22 protein-coding genes and 1 pseudogene are annotated in these 20,142 nt (G+C 67.8%); 5 read left to right on the forward strand and 18 right to left on the reverse strand.

Annotated features, from left to right (window positions below):
- Nucleotides 1-110 precede the first annotated feature (110 nt).
- Together BUR99_RS10955 and BUR99_RS10960 are read right to left on the reverse strand one after the other, a co-directional pair.
- Nucleotides 111-749 carry a response regulator transcription factor gene (locus BUR99_RS10955; RefSeq protein ID WP_074260433.1) on the reverse strand — a complete coding sequence of 213 codons (639 nt, stop codon included), beginning with the start codon at nucleotides 747-749 and terminating at the stop codon, nucleotides 111-113.
- Nucleotides 746-1,828 carry a sensor histidine kinase gene (locus tag BUR99_RS10960; protein WP_234980828.1) on the reverse strand — a complete coding sequence of 361 codons (1,083 nt, stop codon included), beginning with the start codon at nucleotides 1,826-1,828 and terminating at the stop codon, nucleotides 746-748. Before BUR99_RS10960 ends, BUR99_RS10955 begins: the two co-directional genes overlap by 4 nt.
- Nucleotides 1,829-1,935: 107 nt before the next feature.
- Between BUR99_RS10960 and BUR99_RS10965 the strand changes: the two genes are divergently transcribed.
- Complete coding sequence (locus tag BUR99_RS10965) at nucleotides 1,936-2,430, forward strand: hypothetical protein (protein WP_074260435.1); 495 nt, start codon at nucleotides 1,936-1,938, stop codon at nucleotides 2,428-2,430.
- Between the two features lie 75 nt (nucleotides 2,431-2,505).
- On the opposite strand, the gene BUR99_RS10970 is transcribed toward BUR99_RS10965, so the two are convergent.
- Complete coding sequence (locus tag BUR99_RS10970) at nucleotides 2,506-2,877, reverse strand: hypothetical protein (RefSeq protein ID WP_074260436.1); 372 nt, start codon at nucleotides 2,875-2,877, stop codon at nucleotides 2,506-2,508.
- 107 nt (nucleotides 2,878-2,984) lie between these two features.
- On the opposite strand from BUR99_RS10970, the gene BUR99_RS10975 reads away from it, so the two are divergent.
- Complete coding sequence (locus BUR99_RS10975; protein ID WP_074260437.1) at nucleotides 2,985-3,725, forward strand: hypothetical protein; 741 nt, start codon at nucleotides 2,985-2,987, stop codon at nucleotides 3,723-3,725.
- Between the two features lie 26 nt (nucleotides 3,726-3,751).
- Here the strand turns inward: BUR99_RS10975 and BUR99_RS20020 are convergent, their stop codons facing one another.
- The 3 genes from BUR99_RS20020 to BUR99_RS10995 form a co-directional block, all read right to left on the reverse strand.
- Nucleotides 3,752-4,489 carry a hypothetical protein gene (locus tag BUR99_RS20020; protein WP_159440986.1) on the reverse strand — a complete coding sequence of 246 codons (738 nt, stop codon included), beginning with the start codon at nucleotides 4,487-4,489 and terminating at the stop codon, nucleotides 3,752-3,754.
- A gap of 126 nt (nucleotides 4,490-4,615) precedes the next feature.
- The gene (locus tag BUR99_RS10990) at nucleotides 4,616-5,173 is read right to left on the reverse strand and encodes a DUF4232 domain-containing protein (RefSeq protein ID WP_143231602.1); all 558 of its coding nucleotides are present in this window, start codon (nucleotides 5,171-5,173) and stop codon (nucleotides 4,616-4,618) included.
- A gap of 146 nt (nucleotides 5,174-5,319) precedes the next feature.
- The gene (locus BUR99_RS10995; RefSeq protein WP_074260441.1) at nucleotides 5,320-5,682 is read right to left on the reverse strand and encodes a hypothetical protein; all 363 of its coding nucleotides are present in this window, start codon (nucleotides 5,680-5,682) and stop codon (nucleotides 5,320-5,322) included.
- A 237-nt stretch (nucleotides 5,683-5,919) separates the two neighbouring features.
- Between BUR99_RS10995 and BUR99_RS11000 the strand changes: the two genes are divergently transcribed.
- The gene (locus BUR99_RS11000; RefSeq protein ID WP_143231603.1) at nucleotides 5,920-6,192 is read left to right on the forward strand and encodes a hypothetical protein; all 273 of its coding nucleotides are present in this window, start codon (nucleotides 5,920-5,922) and stop codon (nucleotides 6,190-6,192) included.
- A gap of 58 nt (nucleotides 6,193-6,250) precedes the next feature.
- On the opposite strand, the gene BUR99_RS11005 is transcribed toward BUR99_RS11000, so the two are convergent.
- The 12 genes and pseudogenes from BUR99_RS11005 to BUR99_RS11060 form a co-directional block, all read right to left on the reverse strand.
- Complete coding sequence (locus tag BUR99_RS11005) at nucleotides 6,251-7,486, reverse strand: RNA polymerase sigma factor (RefSeq protein WP_074260443.1); 1,236 nt, start codon at nucleotides 7,484-7,486, stop codon at nucleotides 6,251-6,253.
- Nucleotides 7,483-7,806, reverse strand: coding sequence for a YciI family protein (locus BUR99_RS11010; protein ID WP_074260444.1), 324 nt, complete (start codon nucleotides 7,804-7,806; stop codon nucleotides 7,483-7,485). Before BUR99_RS11010 ends, BUR99_RS11005 begins: the two co-directional genes overlap by 4 nt.
- Nucleotides 7,807-7,867: 61 nt before the next feature.
- Complete coding sequence (locus tag BUR99_RS11015) at nucleotides 7,868-8,227, reverse strand: MmcQ/YjbR family DNA-binding protein (RefSeq protein WP_074260445.1); 360 nt, start codon at nucleotides 8,225-8,227, stop codon at nucleotides 7,868-7,870.
- A gap of 196 nt (nucleotides 8,228-8,423) precedes the next feature.
- Nucleotides 8,424-9,035 carry a dihydrofolate reductase family protein gene (locus tag BUR99_RS11020; RefSeq protein WP_074260446.1) on the reverse strand — a complete coding sequence of 204 codons (612 nt, stop codon included), beginning with the start codon at nucleotides 9,033-9,035 and terminating at the stop codon, nucleotides 8,424-8,426.
- Between the two features lie 317 nt (nucleotides 9,036-9,352).
- Nucleotides 9,353-9,700 carry a hypothetical protein gene (locus tag BUR99_RS11025; protein ID WP_074260447.1) on the reverse strand — a complete coding sequence of 116 codons (348 nt, stop codon included), beginning with the start codon at nucleotides 9,698-9,700 and terminating at the stop codon, nucleotides 9,353-9,355.
- A 99-nt stretch (nucleotides 9,701-9,799) separates the two neighbouring features.
- On the reverse strand, nucleotides 9,800-11,173 hold the full coding sequence (dnaB, locus tag BUR99_RS11030; protein WP_074260984.1) for a replicative DNA helicase: 1,374 nt from the start codon (nucleotides 11,171-11,173) through the stop codon (nucleotides 9,800-9,802).
- A gap of 465 nt (nucleotides 11,174-11,638) precedes the next feature.
- Complete coding sequence (rplI, locus tag BUR99_RS11035; RefSeq protein WP_074260448.1) at nucleotides 11,639-12,091, reverse strand: 50S ribosomal protein L9; 453 nt, start codon at nucleotides 12,089-12,091, stop codon at nucleotides 11,639-11,641.
- An 11-nt stretch (nucleotides 12,092-12,102) separates the two neighbouring features.
- Nucleotides 12,103-12,363, reverse strand: coding sequence for a 30S ribosomal protein S18 (gene rpsR, locus BUR99_RS11040; RefSeq protein WP_022892391.1), 261 nt, complete (start codon nucleotides 12,361-12,363; stop codon nucleotides 12,103-12,105).
- A gap of 89 nt (nucleotides 12,364-12,452) precedes the next feature.
- A complete protein-coding gene (locus BUR99_RS11045) occupies nucleotides 12,453-12,977 on the reverse strand; it encodes a single-stranded DNA-binding protein (protein WP_056007138.1) in 525 nt (174 codons plus the stop codon).
- A gap of 101 nt (nucleotides 12,978-13,078) precedes the next feature.
- Nucleotides 13,079-13,438, reverse strand: a pseudogene (gene rpsF / locus BUR99_RS11050) (30S ribosomal protein S6); the annotation flags it as partial.
- A 219-nt stretch (nucleotides 13,439-13,657) separates the two neighbouring features.
- Nucleotides 13,658-14,470, reverse strand: a complete 813-nt coding sequence (locus BUR99_RS11055; RefSeq protein ID WP_074260450.1) for a hypothetical protein — start codon at nucleotides 14,468-14,470, stop codon at nucleotides 13,658-13,660.
- Nucleotides 14,471-14,562: 92 nt separating this feature from the next.
- A complete protein-coding gene (locus BUR99_RS11060) occupies nucleotides 14,563-15,993 on the reverse strand; it encodes a CCA tRNA nucleotidyltransferase (RefSeq protein WP_074260451.1) in 1,431 nt (476 codons plus the stop codon).
- A gap of 106 nt (nucleotides 15,994-16,099) precedes the next feature.
- On the opposite strand from BUR99_RS11060, the gene BUR99_RS11065 reads away from it, so the two are divergent.
- Both BUR99_RS11065 and murJ read left to right on the forward strand, forming a co-directional pair.
- Nucleotides 16,100-18,496, forward strand: a complete 2,397-nt coding sequence (locus BUR99_RS11065; protein WP_074260452.1) for a DUF6049 family protein — start codon at nucleotides 16,100-16,102, stop codon at nucleotides 18,494-18,496.
- Entirely contained in the window at nucleotides 18,489-20,111 is a 1,623-nt protein-coding gene (murJ, locus tag BUR99_RS11070; protein WP_074260453.1) for a murein biosynthesis integral membrane protein MurJ, read from the forward strand. The genes BUR99_RS11065 and murJ overlap by 8 nt, the downstream gene beginning before the upstream one ends.
- Nucleotides 20,112-20,142: the final 31 nt, after the last annotated feature.

Consider the following 20,142-nt stretch of genomic DNA (forward strand, 5'->3'; position numbering starts at 1 on the left):
GTGTTCGGACACTGGGAATCCTTCGCCGGGAGCAGGCGCGCGTCAGGTGCAGAAGGTCACACCCCGGGTCACATTTCGCGGATGACCCCGTTGACGTCGGGGCGGAGTCGTCAGAGGATCCCGTGGTCGCGCGCGCGGAGCGCCGCCTGCGTGCGGTCGCGCACCTCGAGTTTCGCCAGCACGCTGGTGACGAGGTTCTTCACCGTGCCCTCGGCGAGGAACAGGGCGCCGGCGATCTCACGGTTGCTGCGGCCTTCTGCAAGCAGCCGCACCACTTCGACCTCCCGCTCGGTCAGCGGATGCTCCGGCGGCGGCGCATCCTGCGGCATCCGCGCCACCCTGGCGACGACCTTCGCGGCCACCGACGGCTGGAGCACGGATTCGCCCCGATCGGCCGCGTCGAGCGCTTCGACGAGCCTCGCTGAGCTCACGTCCTTGAGCAGGTATCCCACGGCGCCGGCACGAAGGGCGGCGAACACGTCCTCGTCGTCGTCGAAGGTCGTCAAGGCGAGCACCCGTACGTCGGGTTGCTCACGACGAAGGCGCGCGGTGGCGGCGATGCCGTCGAGCACCGGCATCCGAAGGTCCATGAGCACGACGTCGGGATGCAGCAGGCCGCTGCGCCGCACCGCTTCCTCGCCGTTGCCGGCCTCGCCGACGACCTCGATTCCCTGCTGCACCTCGAGCAGCGTCGTGAGCGCCTCGCGGAAGAGCGCCTGGTCGTCGGCGACGAGCACGCGGATCGTCATCCCGGCACCTCCACGGTGAGCACGAGCCCCGTGGCACCGGCCGGGTCCAACGAGATGCGTCCGCCGAGGTTCGCCATCCGCTCGCGCAGGCCGGTGAGCCCGAAGCCGTCTCCCGGCTTCTCGGGAAGGCCCCGACCGTCGTCGCGAACCTCGAGCCTGACGTGATCCTCGGCGGAGAAGTCGAGGACGACCGTCGTACTGCTCGCACCGGCGTGCTTGCGAACGTTGGTGAGACCTTCCTGAGCGGCCCGGAAGAGCGACTCGTCGACTTCCGCGCGGATGGTCCTGGCCTGCCCGAGCACCTCGACCTCGGTCGGCACGCCCGCCTCGGTCGCCTCGTCCGCGAGGGTCTGCAGCGCCTCCGGAAGCGCGGGACGATGCTCGCGCAGGGCCGCCACTGAGCGCCGGACCTCGGCGAGGGCCTGACCCGACTGATCCTGCGCCGTCGCCAGCATCGCGTCGAGCCGCTCCGGCTCGGCGGTGCGGATGACCGCGCGAGCCGCCTCGAGCTGCATCTGCACGACGGTCAGATGGTGCCCGACACCATCGTGGATGTCGCGCGCGAGCCGGTTGCGCTCCTGGATGACGGCCAACTGCTCGGCCTGGGCGGCGTAGCCGCGCAAGCGCTCGTTGGCATCGGCGAGCTCGGCCCGCGCCGCCCGCTCCCGCACGAGGAGCCACGTCACGATGAGCGTGAACGTCGTGACCGCCAGGGTGCCGAGGCCCTCCCGCATTCCGCCCTGCCAGTCCATCCCCAGATGCACGAACGGGATGATCGCGGCGACGACTGCCGCGGCCGGCAGCGGAAGGAGCAGGACGCTCTGGGAGACGAGCACCACGAGCAGCAGGATCGAGCCGACCGCCGCGCCCGAGAGCGAGAACACCACGAAGCCGAGGGGCAACTGCACGGCGACGTACGCCACCGCCCACCAGATCGAGCGGTCCTGAACGAATCGGAACCCGAAGATCGCGAGCAGGGTGAACCCGAGTCCGGCGAGCATGGTGGGCAGCAACTGCTGCTCGAAGCTCGCGGACCCGAGCGGCAACGTCGCGTACGCGACGACGGTGAGGATAGCCAAAGCCCACTGCACTGTTCCACTGTGAGGGCGCTCGGCCTTCCAGGTCAACCGTCCCTCCAGAGCCGATGTTTCTTCACGTGCGCGTCGAAAACTGGAAGGCTGGGGCTGTGACCATCGAACCGACGAACGAGGCTGCCACCGTCGCGGGCGCCACGTCCGAACGGTTCGATGGACCGGGCCCGCATCGCATCCGCGTCCGTTGGGGCTGGTTCTTCGGGTGCGTCGTGCTCGGCCTGGCCGCCATCACCGCCGGGTGGTTCCTCGTCTCGCCCGCGAGCCGTCTCGGCTATGTCGGGGGTGTGCTCGCCGGTATCGGAACCACACTCCTGCTCGTCGGCGTCGTCGTGCTGCTCGAGCGGCGCATCGTCGACACGGCCGTGCAGGTCGTTCAGGACGCGACGAACGAGGCCAGGAACAAGACCAACGAGGAGGTCCGCGCCCAGATCCGCGACTTCGAGGACCGGGTCGCCGGGATCTGGAAGACCGGAACTCCGGCGGCCGCGACGGAAGAGACGCTTCGTATGAGCGAGGAGTTCACGAAGCACGTGGTCGACGCCTACACCGATGACGGCGGCCCGCCTTCCGGCACACCTTCCAGCTGAGGCGTCAGCCGCCCCGATGGGCGCGCCGACGTCTCCGAGGTGGTCGATCACTCACCTCGGATATCGCGGGGTCGGTCAGTGCCTGCCGGAATACCGGGCCGCGCCGACGATGACGGCCAGCGCTGCACCGAGCGCGGTCACCAACGGCACAGCGACCACGGCGAGGGCGATCGTGTTGGGGCGGAACCTCAGTCCGTCGGGGCCGTCGATGTACGCCCCGATCGGCACTGCCCAGCCGCCGCCACCGCCTCCGCTTCCCTCGCCCCGTCCGGCCGGGGTCTTCTCGGATGCCGGCATGTCGCCGGAGCCCTCGCCCCCGCCGAATCCGAACGCCACGAGGGCAACGGGCACGAGTTCGCGCCCGTCTACCGTGGTCTTCTCGCCGTATGCCACCTTCGCGCCCCACGCGGGCACCGATTCCGCCAGGTTTTCGATGAGCTTCGCCATAGCTCGACGGTACGCGCGATGTCGACGCGCGGCTAGACGCGGAGACGTTCGTCCACGTCGGCCGGCCGCCGCAATGCCAGCGAATCGGCGGGCGTAGGTTGGCCTGCATGAGCATCGAGGGACGACAAGAGGCTGCCGCAAATCCAACGCGGGCTGATGCACTTGAAGTCGCGCGGCGATACCTCGCAGCGGAACATCCCGCTGCATCGGCCGCGGTTCTCGCGGGAAGCGTCGCGGCCGGCACCTCGACATCGACATCCGATCTCGACATCGCGATCTACTACACGGATCGGATCGCCAACTCTGCGGTCACGCTTGAACGCGACGGATGGCTGATCGAAACGTTTCTCTACGATCCGACGTCGCTGAACGAGTGGTTCGATCGTGAAGCCATGCAGCGTCGCCCCGTGGCCATCGATATGTGGATGCGAGGTGTTCCGCTCGTGGGATCCGACACACTGACCGCGCTTCAACAGCGCGCCCGCGCGCGATTCGACCTGGGCCCCGAACCGCTGAGCGTCTCTGAGTCTGCCGAGTTGCGATACCAACTGACGGCCGCAGTCGATGACCTTGCAGGTGTGGGCGACGCCGCCGAGGAGTATGCGATTGCATCGCGCGTCTTCGAGAACACCGCCTCCCTCCTGTTGCTCACGAATGGGCAGTGGCTGGGCTTCGGAAAGTGGCTGATACGGCGGCTGCAGCACCTCGACGATGCGAACGCGCATGCGCTCGTCGAGTGGGCACGAGACCCGCACCGCACCGGACGCATGCTGGTGGGGCTGGCTGAACGTGTGCTTGATCGCGCAGGTGGACGATTGCAAGCAGGTCACGCTCGGGGTGCCTCCTGACAATGACGAATGTCGCGCGAAGATTCCTAGTCGGGGGCGTCGGGCGCGTCTCGGAAGTAGCGAACGGACACCGTCGCGACGATGACCTCTGACTCACCGGATGCGACCAGCTCGGGAAGTCGCTCGATCAGATCGCCATCATCCTGATGGACGACGTCGTTCGCGAGCCAACCCCGCACCGGAAGGTCATCAACGGTCGAGGGTTCATCGATGAGATCGCGAGAGACTTCGACGAGCACAGTGAATCCGGCGGCCTGGATCCGATCGCTGACGATGTACTCGCCGTCCCAACGTTCGGTTGCAGGGGCTCCAAGAGCGGCACCCAGCTGCTGCACCGCTGCATCGAGGTCGACGGTGACGCCGTCGGCTGGGGTGTACACGACACGTTGGACGGCGAAGCACTCGTAACCCTCCACATGTCGGTCATCCAGGCCGTCACGATCACTCGTCGGCGAACCGCACGCATCCACCGTGCGGTGCGCGGCACGAGCGAACCCAGTTGGAGCCCCGAAGTCGAACCCGGCAAGCGCCTGGTGGCCGTCATCTCGGGCCTCTGCGGCGCCGGCCAGCTCAGCCTCGGTCGGAGCTCGGCTGCAGCCGGATACCCCAATCGCGAGAACACAGACGATCAGGGCGGGGATGCCCCGGCGCCATGTTCGAGCGAGGACCCGTCGTGTCGCGCGCGCGTCGCGCGAGTGTCGGTGGGATAGCTCCACCGGTGCGTGCGGTCGGGTGCTGGAGTTCGGGTCGATCATCAGGTCCATTCATGACTACAGGGTTGACGATTCGGTGTTAAACCGGCCCGCTTTCCGATCGGCAGCAGGGAACGAGTCGAGCGTCCCGATCGCTGCGAGGAGAATGCTCGCGCACGCGCCCGGCTCGAAGCAGAGTCAGGAAATGCGAATGAACGGCCCGGCCGAGAGATCGCTCCAGCCGTCGGTGCAGACCTGGAAGTCGGCCGGTGCGTCGATGCCAGGGCCGGCGCCGTCTGATGTGACGAGAACCCGGACCGTCGTCGCGGTCGTCTTGGTCGGGCAGTCGTGCCCGGCGATCTCCCCGAGCTGTCCTTCTACCTTGCCCGATTCACCCGGGGCGAGCGCGCCGGGCGGGGCGGACTCCACGGGTGAGTCGTTGAGGCTGGTGAGGATGGTGCCGTCGGCGCCGAGCAGCAACACGCCGGGGGGACCCCCGTAGTACGAGCACGCCTGCTCGGACACGTTTGTCAGCACGATCTCGAAGCCTTCCCGGCCGGCTGCCGACAGGTCGGGTCGCTCTACGAGCTTGGCGGCGAGCTGCTCGTCCTGGCACCGGTCTTCCGGCCAGACCGGACCAGACTCTTCGCTCTGTGGAGCCGCAGTCGCGGTCGACGTCGGCGCGACGGTCGGAGTCGACGCCGGAGCCTCGGCAGCCGCAGCAGCACAGGCGGCCAGCGCAAGAACGGGGAGCATGAGCAGCGCGGTGAGGGCGACGCGGCTCGTTCGGGTCTTTATCACGTGACGAACCTATCGGCATGCCTCGGCAGCGTTGGAGCGCTCACCGGTGGCACGGCCGGCGAGCAGTTCTGTCTGGCTCTGGCGGCGGACCATGCGTTCGCTCAGCCCGCGTGAGCAGGAATGTCGAAGCCGAGTTCGACGAACGGGGTGACGAGTACCGTGAACTGCTCGGCGGTCAGCCGCCGACGCGTCAGAATCGCTCGCGCCGCCGTGGAGATCGCCGTCCGGGCATCGGAGTGGAGCCCGAAGAGGTGTTCGTTGAGTTCGTCGGCACGAGGAAGGAGCGCTGCTCGAATCCGATGATCGAGCTCGGAACTCGCACTCGCGGATGGACCCGCGGCTTCGCTCGCCTCCTTGCCGCCCTCGGTCCACAGATCGATCTGTCGATCGAACGCCGCTTCGAGATTCGTCGCCGACAGAGCTGTCGCCGCGTCGACGAACTGCGTCGTCTCGGTGTCCAGCATCAGTTCGTCGCACCCTGAGTCATCGTGCGATCGTATCGAGGTCCGGGCGGATGCCTCTTGGGCAGCGACGACCTCGTCGGGCAAGAACGCACTCGGAGTTCCTCCCTCGACTCCACCCGGTCAAAACACTCGTGGATGATGCCGCGATCTACAACGTCGCCCAGATCGTCATGTCGCGATGATCATCGGTGTGGCACTGTTGGTACTGGTGGGAGTGAAGTACGGGTGGGAGTGGACATGAGCGGCAAGTGGCATCGTAAGCACCTCGGAGACGACGTACCGGAGCAGGCTCCCGGCGAAGAGACACTGTTGGGTGCCGCAGGCGACGAGGTTCCCCCCGGGGGAGTCGTCGCCGGCTCCTTCAGTCAAGAGTTCCCCGGCGCCGACCCGTACGCGGGCATTCCGGCCGACGAAGTCGGCCTCCCGCCGCTGAGTGAGGCCGAGCAGGAAGCCGTGGCGCGTCTGGCAGACCGGCTCGCAGACGACCCGGACGCACGCCGCAACCTCTGAGATGCCGTCCCGGACGCCCGGACGACAAATCGACGGGTGCCGACCGGAGCCGGTCGCATTACTGCAGCTGGTCGCGGCGACGTGACAGGTTCGCGGTCTCGGCGGTGTTGCCCGCCAGATCGATGGCTTTGTCATACGCGGCGCGGGCGTCTTGGCTACGGCCCAGTCTGCGCAGCAGGTCAGCGCGAGTCGCGTGGAAGGCGTGATAGCCGTTCAGTCCCGTTTCGAGCCGATCGACGGTCGCAAGTGCCACTCTCGGGCCGTCGAGCTCGGCGACCGCGATGGCCCGGTTGAGGGCGATGATCGGTGATGGGTCGACGTTGACGAGCTGATCGTAGAGGGCGACGACCTGTGACCAGTCGGTGTCGCGGATGTCGCGGGCGGAGGTGTGCACTGCGCCGATGGCTGCGAGGATCTGGTAGCGACCGGGCGCTTCACCGGCAGCGGCGGCGGCCAGGCGCTCGCGCACCAGCCGATGACCCTCAGCAATGAGCGCCGGGTCCCAGGCGCCCCGGTCCTGCTCATCGAGCGGAATCAGTTCGCCGTTCATCGAGATCCGGGCGGTGCGTCGGGCCTCGGTGAGGAGCATCAACGCGAGCAACCCGGCAACCTCGCCATCCTCCGGCATGAGGGCGCGCACCAGGCGAGTGAGCCGGATCGCCTCGGCCGTCAGGTCGGCACGTACCGGGCCGGTGCCTGGGCCGGTCGCCAGGTAGCCCTCGTTGAAGACCAGGAAGAGCACCGCGAGCACTCCTGAGACGCGGCCGGGGAGATCCGCCGCAGACGGCATCCGGTACGGGATGCGAGCCGCCTTGATCTTGGCTTTGGCACGGGTTATCCGCTGTCCCATCGTGCTCTCGGAGACGAGGAACGCGCGGGCGATCTCGGCCACGGTCAGACCGCCGATCATGCGCAGTGTCAGCGCCACCCGGGTCTCCATCGCCAACGCCGGATGACAGCAGGTGAAGATCAACCGGAGCCGGTCGTCGTCAATGGCACCGATCGACTCGGGCGGTGCGTTGTCGAACACCATCTGAGCCTCCTTGTGCTTGCCGACGCGTTGGTTCTCGCGCCGCATTCGATCGATGCCCTTACGGGTGGCGGTGGTGGTGAGCCAGGCGCCTGGATTGGGTGGAACACCGTCGGTCGGCCACCGGGCGACGGCGGTCGCGAACGCCTCGGCCGCAGCCTCCTCGGCCAGGTCGAGGTTGCTGAAGCGTCTGGTCAGGCTGGCGACTATCCTGGCCCACTCGCCGCGGTATGCCCGGCTGATTGCGTCCTCGACGTCGCTCATTGGAACGGTCGCACCTCGAGCTTCCGATCGCAGATCTTCGACGCCTCGGCGGCGAGGGCGAGCGCAACATCCAGATCAGGCGCCTCCCACACCCAGACGCCGGCGAGGTACTCCTTCGACTCCACGAAGGGTCCGTCGCTGAGCATCGGCTGCTCGCCCCGGTTGTCGATGACCGTCGCCGCGTCAGGGTCCGCGAGTCCGCCCGCGAACACCCAATAGCCGTCGGCGATGAGACGCTCGTTGAACTCGCTGATCGCCGGCCGCCTGTCCGAACTCCCGGGACTGCTCTTGTCGTCGATCACGGAAACGAGGTACTGCATTTGAAGATCCTCTCCTTCGGTTCGTGTCAGCGTTGAACGCCGGTCAGGTCGCGCGTCAATGTCACTGCGGGCCCGCGGGATGCGCGAGATCGTAGGCGCGGGAGAGCTTCGCCGGGACGACCATGCGCCAGGCATCGACGACGAGCTCGCGGGCCTCGGTAGCCTCCAAGACCGTGAGATCGGCGTGGACCCAGTTGAAGCGCAGATCCGAGTCCGAGGGCATCTGGAACTTGCGCGGATTCCCCGCGACGAGCGCTGCCCGCTCCTCCTTCGGGAAGGCGAACCCCATCACGCTCTCGTCGAGCGAGAACGCGACGTAGACCATCTGTCCCACGCGGAACTTCAATCGCCCGCGCACGTAGGCAAGGTAGGAGCGCTCCAACTCTGCGCCCAGCGCTCGAACGTCGTCGATGACCGCCATGTCTACAGCCTCTCAGGCGTTTCCGACACGGAGCGATCCCCGATCCGCAGGTAGGCAATTCCGCGGCCAAGCGGTCGTTCCCCAGCGCAGGATCCACGGTGCATGACCTCATGGATGGTGCGGAGTGTTTCGGTCATTGCGACACATCCTCGTGCGTAGGTGAACTGATCGGCGGCATACGGCAGAAGTCCGGCGATCAGAACGTCGCGTAGTTGGGCCGGCCAGCGGGCCGATAGGTCTGAATCATCACGCCCTTCGAATCGGAGCGAGAGTCGACCAGGTTCATCGCGATATCCCGACCTGAGTCTGCGAAGAGGCGGGCACCCTGCCCCAGGACCACGGGGACGATGATGAGTTCCATTTCATCGACCAGGTCCTTCTCGAGGAGCCACTGGATGAGACGACTGCTTCCGTGTACTTGGAGTTCCCCGTCGCCGCTCGCTTTCAGTTCCGTGACGGCGGCGAAGAGGTCGTCTCCGAAGACCGCCGTGCTTGCCCATTCCGGTTCCATCAGCGTTCTGGATGCCACGTACTTCGGCCTCGAATTCAAGGCCACCCCAATCGGGTGCCGTTTCAGGTCCTCGATGGTGCCCCAGAACTCGAGGAGGATGTCGTACGTTCGGCGGCCGAAGAGGAACGCATCGGCGCGCTGGAACGTCGCGGCAATGTGATCCCGGGTCGTGTCGTCACCCGCTCCCCTCGCCCATCCACCGCGTTCGAACCCGCCCTCGCGGTCATCGGCAGTCGGGCCACCATTACCCTGAGTCACTCCGTCCAGAGTGAGCTGCGTGATCGTCGTGAGTTTCATTGGTTCGGTTCTCCATGCCTTCGGCACCCACGCATTGGGCACCACTCACCAACTCAACGAACGACACCGCCCAAATCCGACAACAGCGAGAAGAATGCATTCGGACACGAAGTCTCGCGGTGAACAATCCGTGTTCGCGTGGATCCGATCATGGGCCACCTCAAGACTGGGTGGACCCGTCGTCTCGGAACGTCGCTATGGCGCCGATTCCACGGCACTTGTCCCGGGGAGGAGCGAGCGGGATTCCACGGTAGAGAGCAGATTCCTACCCGTGGCCGGTGTCGTTGAATAGCCCATCCCGCCCGCAAGCGAATCCACTACGGGGCGCCCTGGTCTGACCATTGCCAGTACGGCAGGAGCACGGCGATCCAGACGCCGATCGCGGCGAGGAGAGCAAGGAAGGCAACAGCTGATCTGCGCGGCCACGAAGTCCCGCGCGGCCGCGAAGTCTCCCGCCCAATCGCGACCAGAGCGAAAATCGTGAGCACGAGCGCAACAAGCGGTGGGACGGCTGCGCCGAAGGGGATCCAGATAAGGACCCAGGTCGCGGCGTAGAGCGGCAACGCCAAGAGCACCGACGCGACGATGACTGTCCAGGCGATCGCAGTGCCGTCCTTGCGGGGAGTGTCGGCGCGCGCCTGGTTGCGGCCCGTGAACGGTGGCATAGCAGTCACGCTACTTGAACCGCCGGAATGACAAGTACGTGACAGGTACTCGTGGAAGATGACATCTTCCCGCGGAACCTGCAACGGGGGGCTCGGAAGCTACCCCTGCACCATGTCCGCGAACCGCGAGAAGTGCCCGTGGAACGCCACGGTGATGGTGCGCGTGGGGCCGTTACGGTGCTTGGCCACGATGAGGTCCGCCTCGCCGGCACGGGGGCTGTCGCGCTCGTAGGCGCTCTCGCGGTGCAGCAGGATCACCATGTCGGCGTCCTGCTCGATCGAGCCCGACTCGCGCAGGTCGCTGATGGCGGGCATCTTGTCGGCGCGCTGCTCGGGGCCACGGTTCAGCTGCGACAGCGCGATGACGGGCACCTGCAGCTCCTTCGCGAGCAGCTTCAGCGCACGCGAGAACTCCGAGACCTCTTGCTGGCGGCTCTCGACGCGCTTGCCGCTCGTCATGAGCTGGAGGTAGTCGATGACGACCATCTTCAGCCCGACCTTCTGCTTGAGGCGGCGGCACTTCGCGCGGATCTCGACGAGCGTCATGTTGGGGGAGTCGTCGATGTAGAGCGGTGCGTCGTTGATGCGCCCGCGGGTCGCGGCGATCGTGGTCCAGTCGCGCGAGTCGACCGTGCCCTTGCGCATCATCTGCAGCGGTACGGATGCCTCGGCGCTGAGCAGACGCATCGCGATCTCGCTCTTGCCCATCTCGAGTGAGAAGAAGACCGACGGCTGGCCGTTCGTGATCGACGCGGCACGGGCGAAGTCGAGCGCGAGCGTCGACTTACCCATGGCGGGTCGCGCTGCGACGATGATCATCTGGCCGGGGTGGAAGCCGTTGGTCAGGTCGTCGAGGTCGGCGAAGCCGGTGGGCACGCCGGTGAACTTGCCGTCGGTGTGCTTGGCGGCCTCGATCTCATCGATCGCCACGGTGACGGCCTCGGAGAGCGGCACGTAGTCTTCGGTCTCGACCGAGCCGGTCACGGCGTAGATCTCGGCCTGGGCGTTGTTGACGAGGTCGGTGACCTCGCCCTCGCCCTGGTAGCCCATCTGCACGATGCGCGTGCCGGCCTCGACGAGGCGGCGCAGCATCGCGCGCTCGGCGACGATGGACGAGTAGAAGCCGGCGTTCGCCGCGGTCGGCACGATGCTCGTGAGCGTGTGCAGGTATTCGACGCCGCCGGCCCGCTGCAGGTCGCCGGTCTTCGTCAGCTCGTCGGTGACGGCGATGACGTCGGTGGGCTCGCCGTGCGAGTACAGGGTGAGGATCGCGTTGAAGACGACCTCGTGCTTCGGCACGTAGAAGTCGACGCCGCGAACGGTCTCGATGACGTCTGCGACGGCGTCTTTCGAGAGCATCATGCCGCCGAGCGCGCTCTGCTCGGCGAGGAGGTCGTGGGGAGGAACGCGTTCGCCCCGTCGGGCGTCACCGTCGTCGGCCGGTTCAGCGAGCCCGATGTGCGCGATCGACAAGTTCATGACCTCCGGTTCGGCTCGGACGGGCGAGCGACCCGCGCCCACGACCCAGTGTCCCGGAGGCCGCCGACATGGCGGGCCGTGCAGGATTTCAGAAGGGGTGGAATGGACGCTGCTTCACGATAGGGAAGCCTGTGCACACACACAACCCAGCCTGTGGATAACTCTGGGGACAATCTGGGCGAAACGCCGTGGAATGTGTGCACTACGCCTGTGGATAACTGTGGAAACTCGGTGAATTACATGGGTTGAATTTCAGTCTGACCAGCGAATTTATCTACTCACACCTGTGGGGGAAAACTTCTTTGAAAGTCGTTTCCACCTGTGTGCCGACCTGTGTACAACCATCTCAGGAAACATGCATCTCGACTTGCGCGCACCACCGCGGCGGGTGTACGGCGGGAACGCGAAAACGGCGGCCGGGCCGAAGCCCGAACCGCCGTTCCCGTGGTGCGTCGCGAGTTACTTCGCGGCAACCACCTGAAGGGTGATCGTCGCAGAGAGCTCGTCGTGCAGACGAACCGTCGCCTCGTGGTCGCCGACCGCCTTGATGGGGGTCGTGATCTCGATCTTGCGCTTGTCGAGCTCGCCGAGACCGGCGGTCGCGACGGCAGCCGCGACATCCGAGGTCTTGACGGAGCCGAAGAGGCGCCCGCCCGTGCCGGCCTTGACGGCCAGCTTGACCTTGGTCGACTCGAGCTTGGCCTTGACGGCCTGCGCGTCTTCGAGCGAGTGCAGCGCGCGAGCGGCGCGAGCCGCCTTGATCTGCTCGACCTGCTTCTCGCCACCGCGCGACCACGCCACAGCGAAGCCCTGGGGAACGAGGTAGTTGCGAGCGTAACCGCTCTTGACCTCGACGACGTCGCCGGCCGTGCCGAGGCCGGTGACCTCGTGGGTGAGAATTACCTTAGCCATTGTCGTGCTCCTTAGCGGCCAGAGCCCGAGTAGGGCAGAAGGGCCATCTCGCGTGCGTTCTTGACGGCACGGGCGATCAGGCGCTGCTCCTGCACGGAGACACCGGTGATACGGCGGGCGCGGATCTTTCCACGCTCGGAGATGAACTTGCGGAGGGTCGCGACGTCCTTGTAGTCGATGACACCGACCTTGATGGACTTCGCCGGGGCGGCGTTCTTCGCGCCCTTCCCGCGGGTCGGCTTGCGGCGATCGCCGCTCGACTTTCCAGCCATTGTCTTTCCTGTCTATTGAAAACGATTCGAGCGAGCGGATGCCCGTGGCATCCGTTCACCGGCCGCTGCGCTCCTGAAAGCGCCTGGGCCTAGAAGGGGGTCTCGTCGCCGTAGCTCGTACCGGGGGTGTTCCAGACGTCGCCACCGCCGCCGCCCTGAGGGGCTGCTGCGGGAGCGCTGGGTGCCCACGGCTCGTCGGCACCGGCGCCGCCCCCGAAGGAGCTGTTGCCGCCGCCGACACCACGGTTGGACTGGGCGCGCGTCACGGACGCGGTGGCGTAGCGCAGGCTCGGGCCGATTTCATCGACCTCGAGCTCGATGGTGGTGCGCTTCTCGCCTTCCTTCGTCTCGTAGGAACGCTGCTTGAGACGCCCGGAAGCGATGACCCGGGATCCCTTGGTGAGTGAACCGGCCACGTGCTCGGCGAATTCACGCCAGACGCTCGCGCGCAGGAACAGCGCTTCGCCGTCCTTCCACTCGTTCGCCTGACGGTCGAACGTACGAGGAGTGGAAGCGATGGTGAAGTTGGCAACCGCGAGGCCGTTCTGCGTGTAACGCAGCTCGGGATCTGCAGTGAGGTTGCCCACCACGGTGATGATGGTCTCGCCGGCCATGAGGACTAGTCGTCCTTCTTGGCCGTGGCGGGAGCGGCGGCGACCGCAGCAGCGGGAGCGGCGGCGACAGCGGCAGCAGGAGCTGCAGCCTTCGCGCCGGCCTTCGCCTGAGCGGCGGCCTTCTTCGCGGCCTTCGCCTCCTGGGCCTTCGCGTGAGCGGCGACCTGAGCGATCGCCTCTTCGGCACGGAGGACCTTGGTGCGCATGACGGCCTCGCTGAGGTTCAGCTGGCGGTCGAGCTCATCGGTGGTCTTGGACTCGGCGGTGAAGTCGACGACGGCGTAGATGCCCTCGTTCTTCTTGTTGATCTCGTACGCCAGACGACGACGTCCCCAGATGTCGACCTTGTCGACGGTGCCGCCATCATTACGGATGACGTTGAGGAACTTGTCAAGGCTGGGAGCAACGGTGCGCTCATCGATCTCGGGATCGAGGATAACCATCAGCTCGTATTGGTGCATGACTAACCCACCTCCTTCGGACTCAAACGGCTACAGGATCTCTGCAGCAGGAGGGTTGTGCATACGTCACGCCGTGGAGGCCGCACATTCGCGGCACACGGGCAACCTAGACAGCATAGCGGATGCCCCGCACCCGCGCCATTCGGCCCCGGGAGGGCATCGGGCCGGGCGTCAGGCCCAGGCCCCGGTCGTCGAACTCAGGCCTCAGGCCTCAGGGCCTCAGGCCTCAGGAACCTTCTCGCCGGCGCTGACCGGCCACCACGGGGCATCCGCGCCGAATCGAACGACCGCGAGCCCGCTCTTGGCGCCGGGCTTGACGAACATCCCCTCGAGCCGGCTGCCTGCCTGCGGCACGCCGGGCGCGGCAGCGGCCTTCGCCGTCAGCACGAGTTCGGTGCCGACAGGGATCCCCTCGGTCGCCGACGCGGCCACTGCGGTGATGTCGATCTCGGTGTTCTTCGGCGTCGCGGCCTTCTTCTGGTTGACGACGCGCACGGTCGCACCGGTCACGTCGAGCGCGAGCTCAGGCGTTCGCGACGACGGGTCGAACCGCGACAGACGAACGGTGCCCGCGATCGAGCCGACGAGCGCGATGACGCCGCCCGCGAGCACGAGGCCGCCGGCGATGCCCCAGAACCAGCCCCAGAAGTCGATGGCCTCTGGCGCCTCGAACGCCACTCGATCGGTGCTCGTGTTGAGGTAGACCGTCACGTCGCCGAGCTGCTCGTCATCGGTCGCGAGCGTCTCGCGGTACTGCGTGCCGGCGAACTCGAACTCCACCACGAGGGCACGGACCTCTTCGATGTGACGGTTCCGACGCGAACCCTGCGTCTGCATGACCGTCGTCTCCTCGACCGCGACGGCGGAGACCTGCTCGGTGTGCTCGGTGGCCTGGGCGATGACCGGGCCGACGAAGACCAACGACCAGAACCCGACGCCGATCACGAGCACCACGGCCCAGAGCGCATTGAGACGGGCTCGCGCCTTCGTGTAGGTCGAGAGGTGCGAACGGTCGATGGTCGTCATGGTCATGCGTGTGTTCCCCCAGGGGTCGGTGCGGTGTCGTCCGCGCCGATCATAACGACTCGGGAATCCCGCTCCGCGCGCCTGTGGACAGCCCTGTGTCAGGCTTCGCGCGACGCCCACCAGGCGAGGAGCCGATCGGTCGCGGCATCCGGGCCGATGGGCCCCTCGTCGAGGCGCACCTCGAGCAGGTACCGGTAGGCCTCGCCGACGACGGGGCCGGGCGCGACGCCCAGCAGCCGCATGATGTCGGCGCCGTCGAGCTCGGGCCGCACCGCGGCGAGCTCCTCCTCCTCGGCGAGCACGGCGATGCGCTCCTCGAGGTCGTCGTACGCGAAGGCGAGCTGGTCGGCCTTGCGGCGATTGCGAGTCGTGACGTCGGCACGGGCGAGGATGTGGAGCCGCTCGAGCTGGTCGCCGGCGTCGCGCACATAGCGGCGCACGGCCGAGTCGCTCCACGCTCCATCGGTGTACCCGAAGAACCGCAGGTGCAGCTCGATGAGCCGCGAGACGGCGGCGATCGTGTCGTTGTCGAAGCGCAGCGCGCGCAGGCGCTTGCGGGCGAGCTTCGCGCCGACCACGTCGTGGTGGTGGAAGCTGACGGCACCGCCCGCCTCGAAGCGCCGGGTGGCGGGCTTGCCGATGTCGTGCAGCAGCGCCGCGAGGCGCACGATGAGGTCGGGGGAGTCGAGCACGCCGCGCTCGATCTCGTAGTCGATCGCCTGGTCGAGCACGGTGAGGCTGTGCTCGTAGACGTCCTTGTGGCGATGGTGCTCGTCGCGCTCGAGCGAGAGCGCGGGCAGCTCGGGCAGCACGCGTTCGGCGAGGCCCGATTCGACGAGCAGTCGGATGCCGCTGCGCGGGGTCCTCGACAAGAGCAGCTTCGTCAGCTCGTCGCGCACGCGCTCGGCCGAGATGCGGTCGATCTCGGCGGCGAGGTCGGTCATCGCCTGCTCTGTGGCGGGCTCCACCGTGAAGCCGAGCTGGGCGGCGAAACGCGCGGCCCGCAGCATCCGCAGCGGGTCGTCGCCGAACGACTGCTCGGGGGCGGCAGGGGTGCGCAGCACCTTGGCGACGAGGTCCTCGACGCCGCCGGACGGATCGACGAGCTCGAGCTTCGGCAGGCGGAGCGCCAGGGCGTTGACCGTGAAGTCGCGTCGCGTGAGGTCGTCTTCGAGGCTCGTGCCGAACACGACCTCGGGCTTGCGCGAGGCCCCGTCGTACGCGTCGGCGCGATAGGTCGTGATCTCCACGGTCTCGCCGGCGATCTTCGCGCCGATCGTGCCGAACGCACGGCCGATGTCCCAGTGGGCCTCGGCGATCGGCTTGACGATCGCGAGGATCTCGTCGGGCGTGGCATCCGTCGTGAAGTCGAGGTCGTTGACGGGCCGCCCGAGGAAGGCGTCGCGCACCGGGCCGCCGACGAGTGCGAGCTCGTGCCCGGCCGCCTCGAACGCCGCCGCGAGTCGCGAGACGGTCGGCGAAGCCGCCAGCTCGCCCAGCCGGTCGAGGGCTGTCGCGACACTCTGCATGTCCCTATATTAAGCGCCGGGCGACGGATGCCTCGGCCCGTACGGAACCCGAAGCGCCTGTGGATGCCGAGCGAACGCCCCGGTACCACGCCGTAGAATCGCCAGCATGGTGCCCGAGTCGAACCCTGCGCGCCGCCGGTGCTCACGGGTCGAATCGACGGAGAGCGCCCGGCGGCCGTCGCCGTCAGCGCACGCGAACCGGCTCCACCGGCGCGGTTCCACGGCGTTCGGTGCGGTGATCGCCACGGCCGCGACGGTCGCGATGCTGGCCTCCGCGCCGCTCGCGGCGAGTGCCGTCACCGGCGGCGCATCGACCGCGACCGCGACGCGCACCGTCCCGGCGGAATCACGCGCCGACACGGGCTCAGGCGTCGTGCTGCGCGTCGCGCCCACGGTGACGACGAGCATCGCGCCCGACGCGCCCGTCGCGCTCGAGATCGAGGTCGAGAACGCCACGGCCAAGCCCATCCCGGCCGGCACCCTCCAACTCCTCCGATCGGCTTCGATCGACGACACGGCCGAGCTCGATGCCTGGCTCGCACAGGCACCCGGCCCCGACACCTCGGCAACCGACGCGGTCGCGGCCGAGGCGACCGCCATCGACGGCGTCGAGGTCGCCGAGGTCGTGTCGTCGATGATCGCGCCCGGCGCGGTCGAAGTCGTGTCGATCGCGCTGCCGCCGTCTGCCGTCGACGACATCGACGAGTCCCCGGTGCTCGGATTCGGTGCTGAACTGCACGTCGACGGCACACTCGTCGCGTCGGCCACCGACGTCTTCGCCAGCACGACCGCGCCGACCACGGGTCCGACCGCGATCTCGGTCGCGGTTCCCGTGACCGTGCCGGCATCCGCCACCGGCCTGCTCGGAGCGGATGACCTGGCCGCCTGGACGTCACCGTCGGGCCTGCTGACCCGCCAGCTCGATGCCGTCGAGGGTCACCCCGTCGCGATCGGCATCGACCCGCGCATCATCGCGTCGATCCGCACGCTCGGCACCTCTGCGCCGAGCACGGCATCCGCATGGCTCGAGCGCCTCGCCGCACTTCCCAACGAGATATTCCCGCTCGCGTATGCAGATGCGGATGTCGCGGCGCAGGCCCAGCTCCGCCTGCCCGCGCTGCTCACTCCGACGTCGTTCTCCGACGAGCTCGATCCGGCGGACTTCGCGGGAGTCGCGGACGCCGACGCCGCCGAAGAAGAAGCCGGTGCCGGGGCGCCCGACGGCACCGATCCGAGCGCCACGCCGGTACCGACCGAGCCACCGACGGGTGAAGTCCCGACGACCGAAGAGCTGCTCGCCTGGACGTATACCCGAACCGACATCGGCTGGCCCGCCGACGACACGATCGCCGCCGGAGATCTCGCCTACCTGGCCACCGCAGGGCTGACGAGCTCGATCCTCGCGCCGGGCAACGTCGCCCCCGGTGAGCAGTGGGCCAACGCCGCCTCGAGCGTCGACGGGTCGACCGCCGTCGTGGCGGACGCGCGGATCACGGCGCCGCTCCGCGCGGCATCCGAAGCCCTCAGCGACACGGAGTGGCGCGCCGCGGCGGGCCAGCTCGGGGCCGAACTCGCCCTGCTCGATGGCAGCGGCGACCGCCCGATCGCGTTGCTGGCGACGCTCGATCGCAGTGCCGGGGCGCAGTCGGCGCGGGTCGCCGCCACCCTCGAAGCACTCGCGGCGAACCCGCGCGTGGCCCCTGCGTCACTCGCCGACGCCATCGGCGCACCCCCGGTCGCCCGCGAACTCGTCGACGAACCCGAAGACCGGCAGCGCATCGACAACGTCGGTCGCATCATCCGCACCGACGCCAACCTGACCGCCTTCGCGACGGTGCTCGACGACCCCCGGGTGCTCACCGGCCCGACGCGACGCGACGCCCTCGCCCTGCTCGACGTCGAATGGATCGACGATCGCCCCGCTTGGGACGCCGCGGTCGGCGAGTGGCTCGTCGCTCAGCGGCGGACGCTCGATTCGGTGTCGATCATCCCCAGCAGTCCCATCAACGTGGTGTCGTCGGAGACGGGCGTGCCGACCACCATCCTCAATGCGCTGCCGTACCCGGTCACCGTCGTCGTCAACGTCACGCCGTCGAACGGCCGTCTGGTCGTCGAAGACCAGGTCACCGTCACGGTCGATCCCGAGTCCCGGAGCACCGAGACGGTACCGGTGGCCGCCGGCATCGGCAACGGCGAAGTCACCCTCACCGTGTCGCTGTCCTCCCCTGAAGGCGTGCCGGTCGGCAGCCCCGTCTCGATCCCCGTCAACGTGCAGGCCGACTGGGAAGGCCTCGGTGCCGCCATCCTCGGCGCCCTCGTCGTCGTCTTCTTCGGCGTCGGCATCTGGCGCAACATCCGTCGCCACCGCAAGCGACGGGCCGAGGCCGCAGCGACCGACGCAGCAGACGAGACGGATGTCCCTGACGCGACCGACGCCTCCGACGCGACCGATGCCTCCGACCCCACGACCGACGAACCTGGAGACGATCGCCGCGATGGCTGAAGACCGTATCGGACGCGCGAGCGTATTCCTCGCCTCGGGCACGATCGTCTCGCGCATCCTCGGGTTCGTGAAGACGATCGTGCTGACCGCCACGATCGGCATGGTCGGTTCCGGTGCCAACGCCTTCGCGATCGCGACGCAACTGCCGAACACCATCTACGCGATCGTCGGTGGCGGTGTGCTGTCGGCGGTGCTCGTTCCGCAGATCGTGCGTGCGAGCCGCTCGCCCGACGGCGGTGAGCGGTACATCAACAAGCTCGTCACCGTGGCGCTGGTGATTCTCGCGGGCGTGGCGATCATCGCCACGCTGGCCGCGCCACTGCTCACGATCCTGTACGGTCCGAAGCTCAACGATGAGACCCGTCAGCTCGCGACCCTGTTCGCCTTCTGGTCGCTGCCGCAGATCTTCTTCTACGGGCTCTACTCGGTGCTCGGTGAGGTGCTGAACGCCCGTCGTTCGTTCGGCCCGTTCACCTGGGTGCCGGTCATCAACAACCTCGTCGGCATCGCCGGAATGCTGGTCTTCGCATTCATCTTCGGGGCCGACCCGACCGGCTCGCGAGCCCCCTCCGAGTGGACGGGCGGCATGATCGCCCTCCTCGCCGGCGCCACGACGCTCGGGGTCGCACTGCAGGCCCTCACACTGTTCTGGTTCTGGAAGCGCATCGGCCTGCGGTTCCGTCCCGACTTCGGCTGGCGAGGCGTCGGGCTGGGCGCCGCGGGGAAGATCGCCGGCTGGACCTTCGGCATGCTGTTGCTCACGACGTTCGCCGGCATCGTCGAGACCGGGGTCAGTGGCGGTGCCGCCGACACCGGCGATCCGTCCGTCGCCGCCCTCAACAACGCCTGGCTCATCTTCATGCTGCCGCACTCGGTGATCACGGTCTCGATCGCGACGGCCTACTTCACCCGCCTGAGCGAGCATGCTGCGGCTGCGGACATCGACCGGGTGCGAGCCGACCTCTCGAGCGCCCTGCGCGGTATCGGCTCGATCATCGTGATCGCCGCGGCGGTCATCATGGTCGTCGCGTACCCGTTCGGCGCGGTCTACGGCCTGGGAGACCTCGAGAGCATCGCCGCGTTCGGCAATATCGTCATCGCGTACCTGATCGGCTTGATCGGCTTCTCCGCCCTGTTCGTCGTGCAGCGCACCTTCTACGCGCTCAACGACACCAGGACCCCCTTCTTCTTCACGCTCTTCCAGGTCGTGCTCTTCACCGGCGGTGCGCTCTACGCCGGCACGCTGCCGACCTCGCAGATCGCCGTCGCGATCGCGCTCACGACGACCATCGCCGGCACGGCGCAGCTCGTGCTCGCGGCGGTGCTCCTGCGTCGCAAGCTGCGCGGCATCGACCTGCGGCACGTCCTCGCTTCGTACCTGCGATACGTCGCCGCCGCGATCGTTCCCGTCGCAGTCGGAATCGGCCTCCTCGTGCTGCTCGGTGGAACCTCCGAAGGCGGTTTCGCGCTCGCGACCCGTGCCGGAGCGATCGTGTCGATGATCGTGATCGGCGCTGCGATGTCGCTCCTCTACTTCGCCACGCTCTGGTTCGCACGGGTACCCGAGTTCCGCGGCTTCGCCGAGGCGATCATCGTCAAGCTCCGTCGCCGCTGAGCTCGAGGCGCCGCCAGGCGCTGCTCAGGCG

Source organism: Agromyces cerinus subsp. cerinus (genome assembly GCF_900142065.1).
In the GTDB taxonomy this organism is placed as follows: Bacteria; Actinomycetota; Actinomycetes; order Actinomycetales; family Microbacteriaceae; genus Agromyces; species Agromyces cerinus.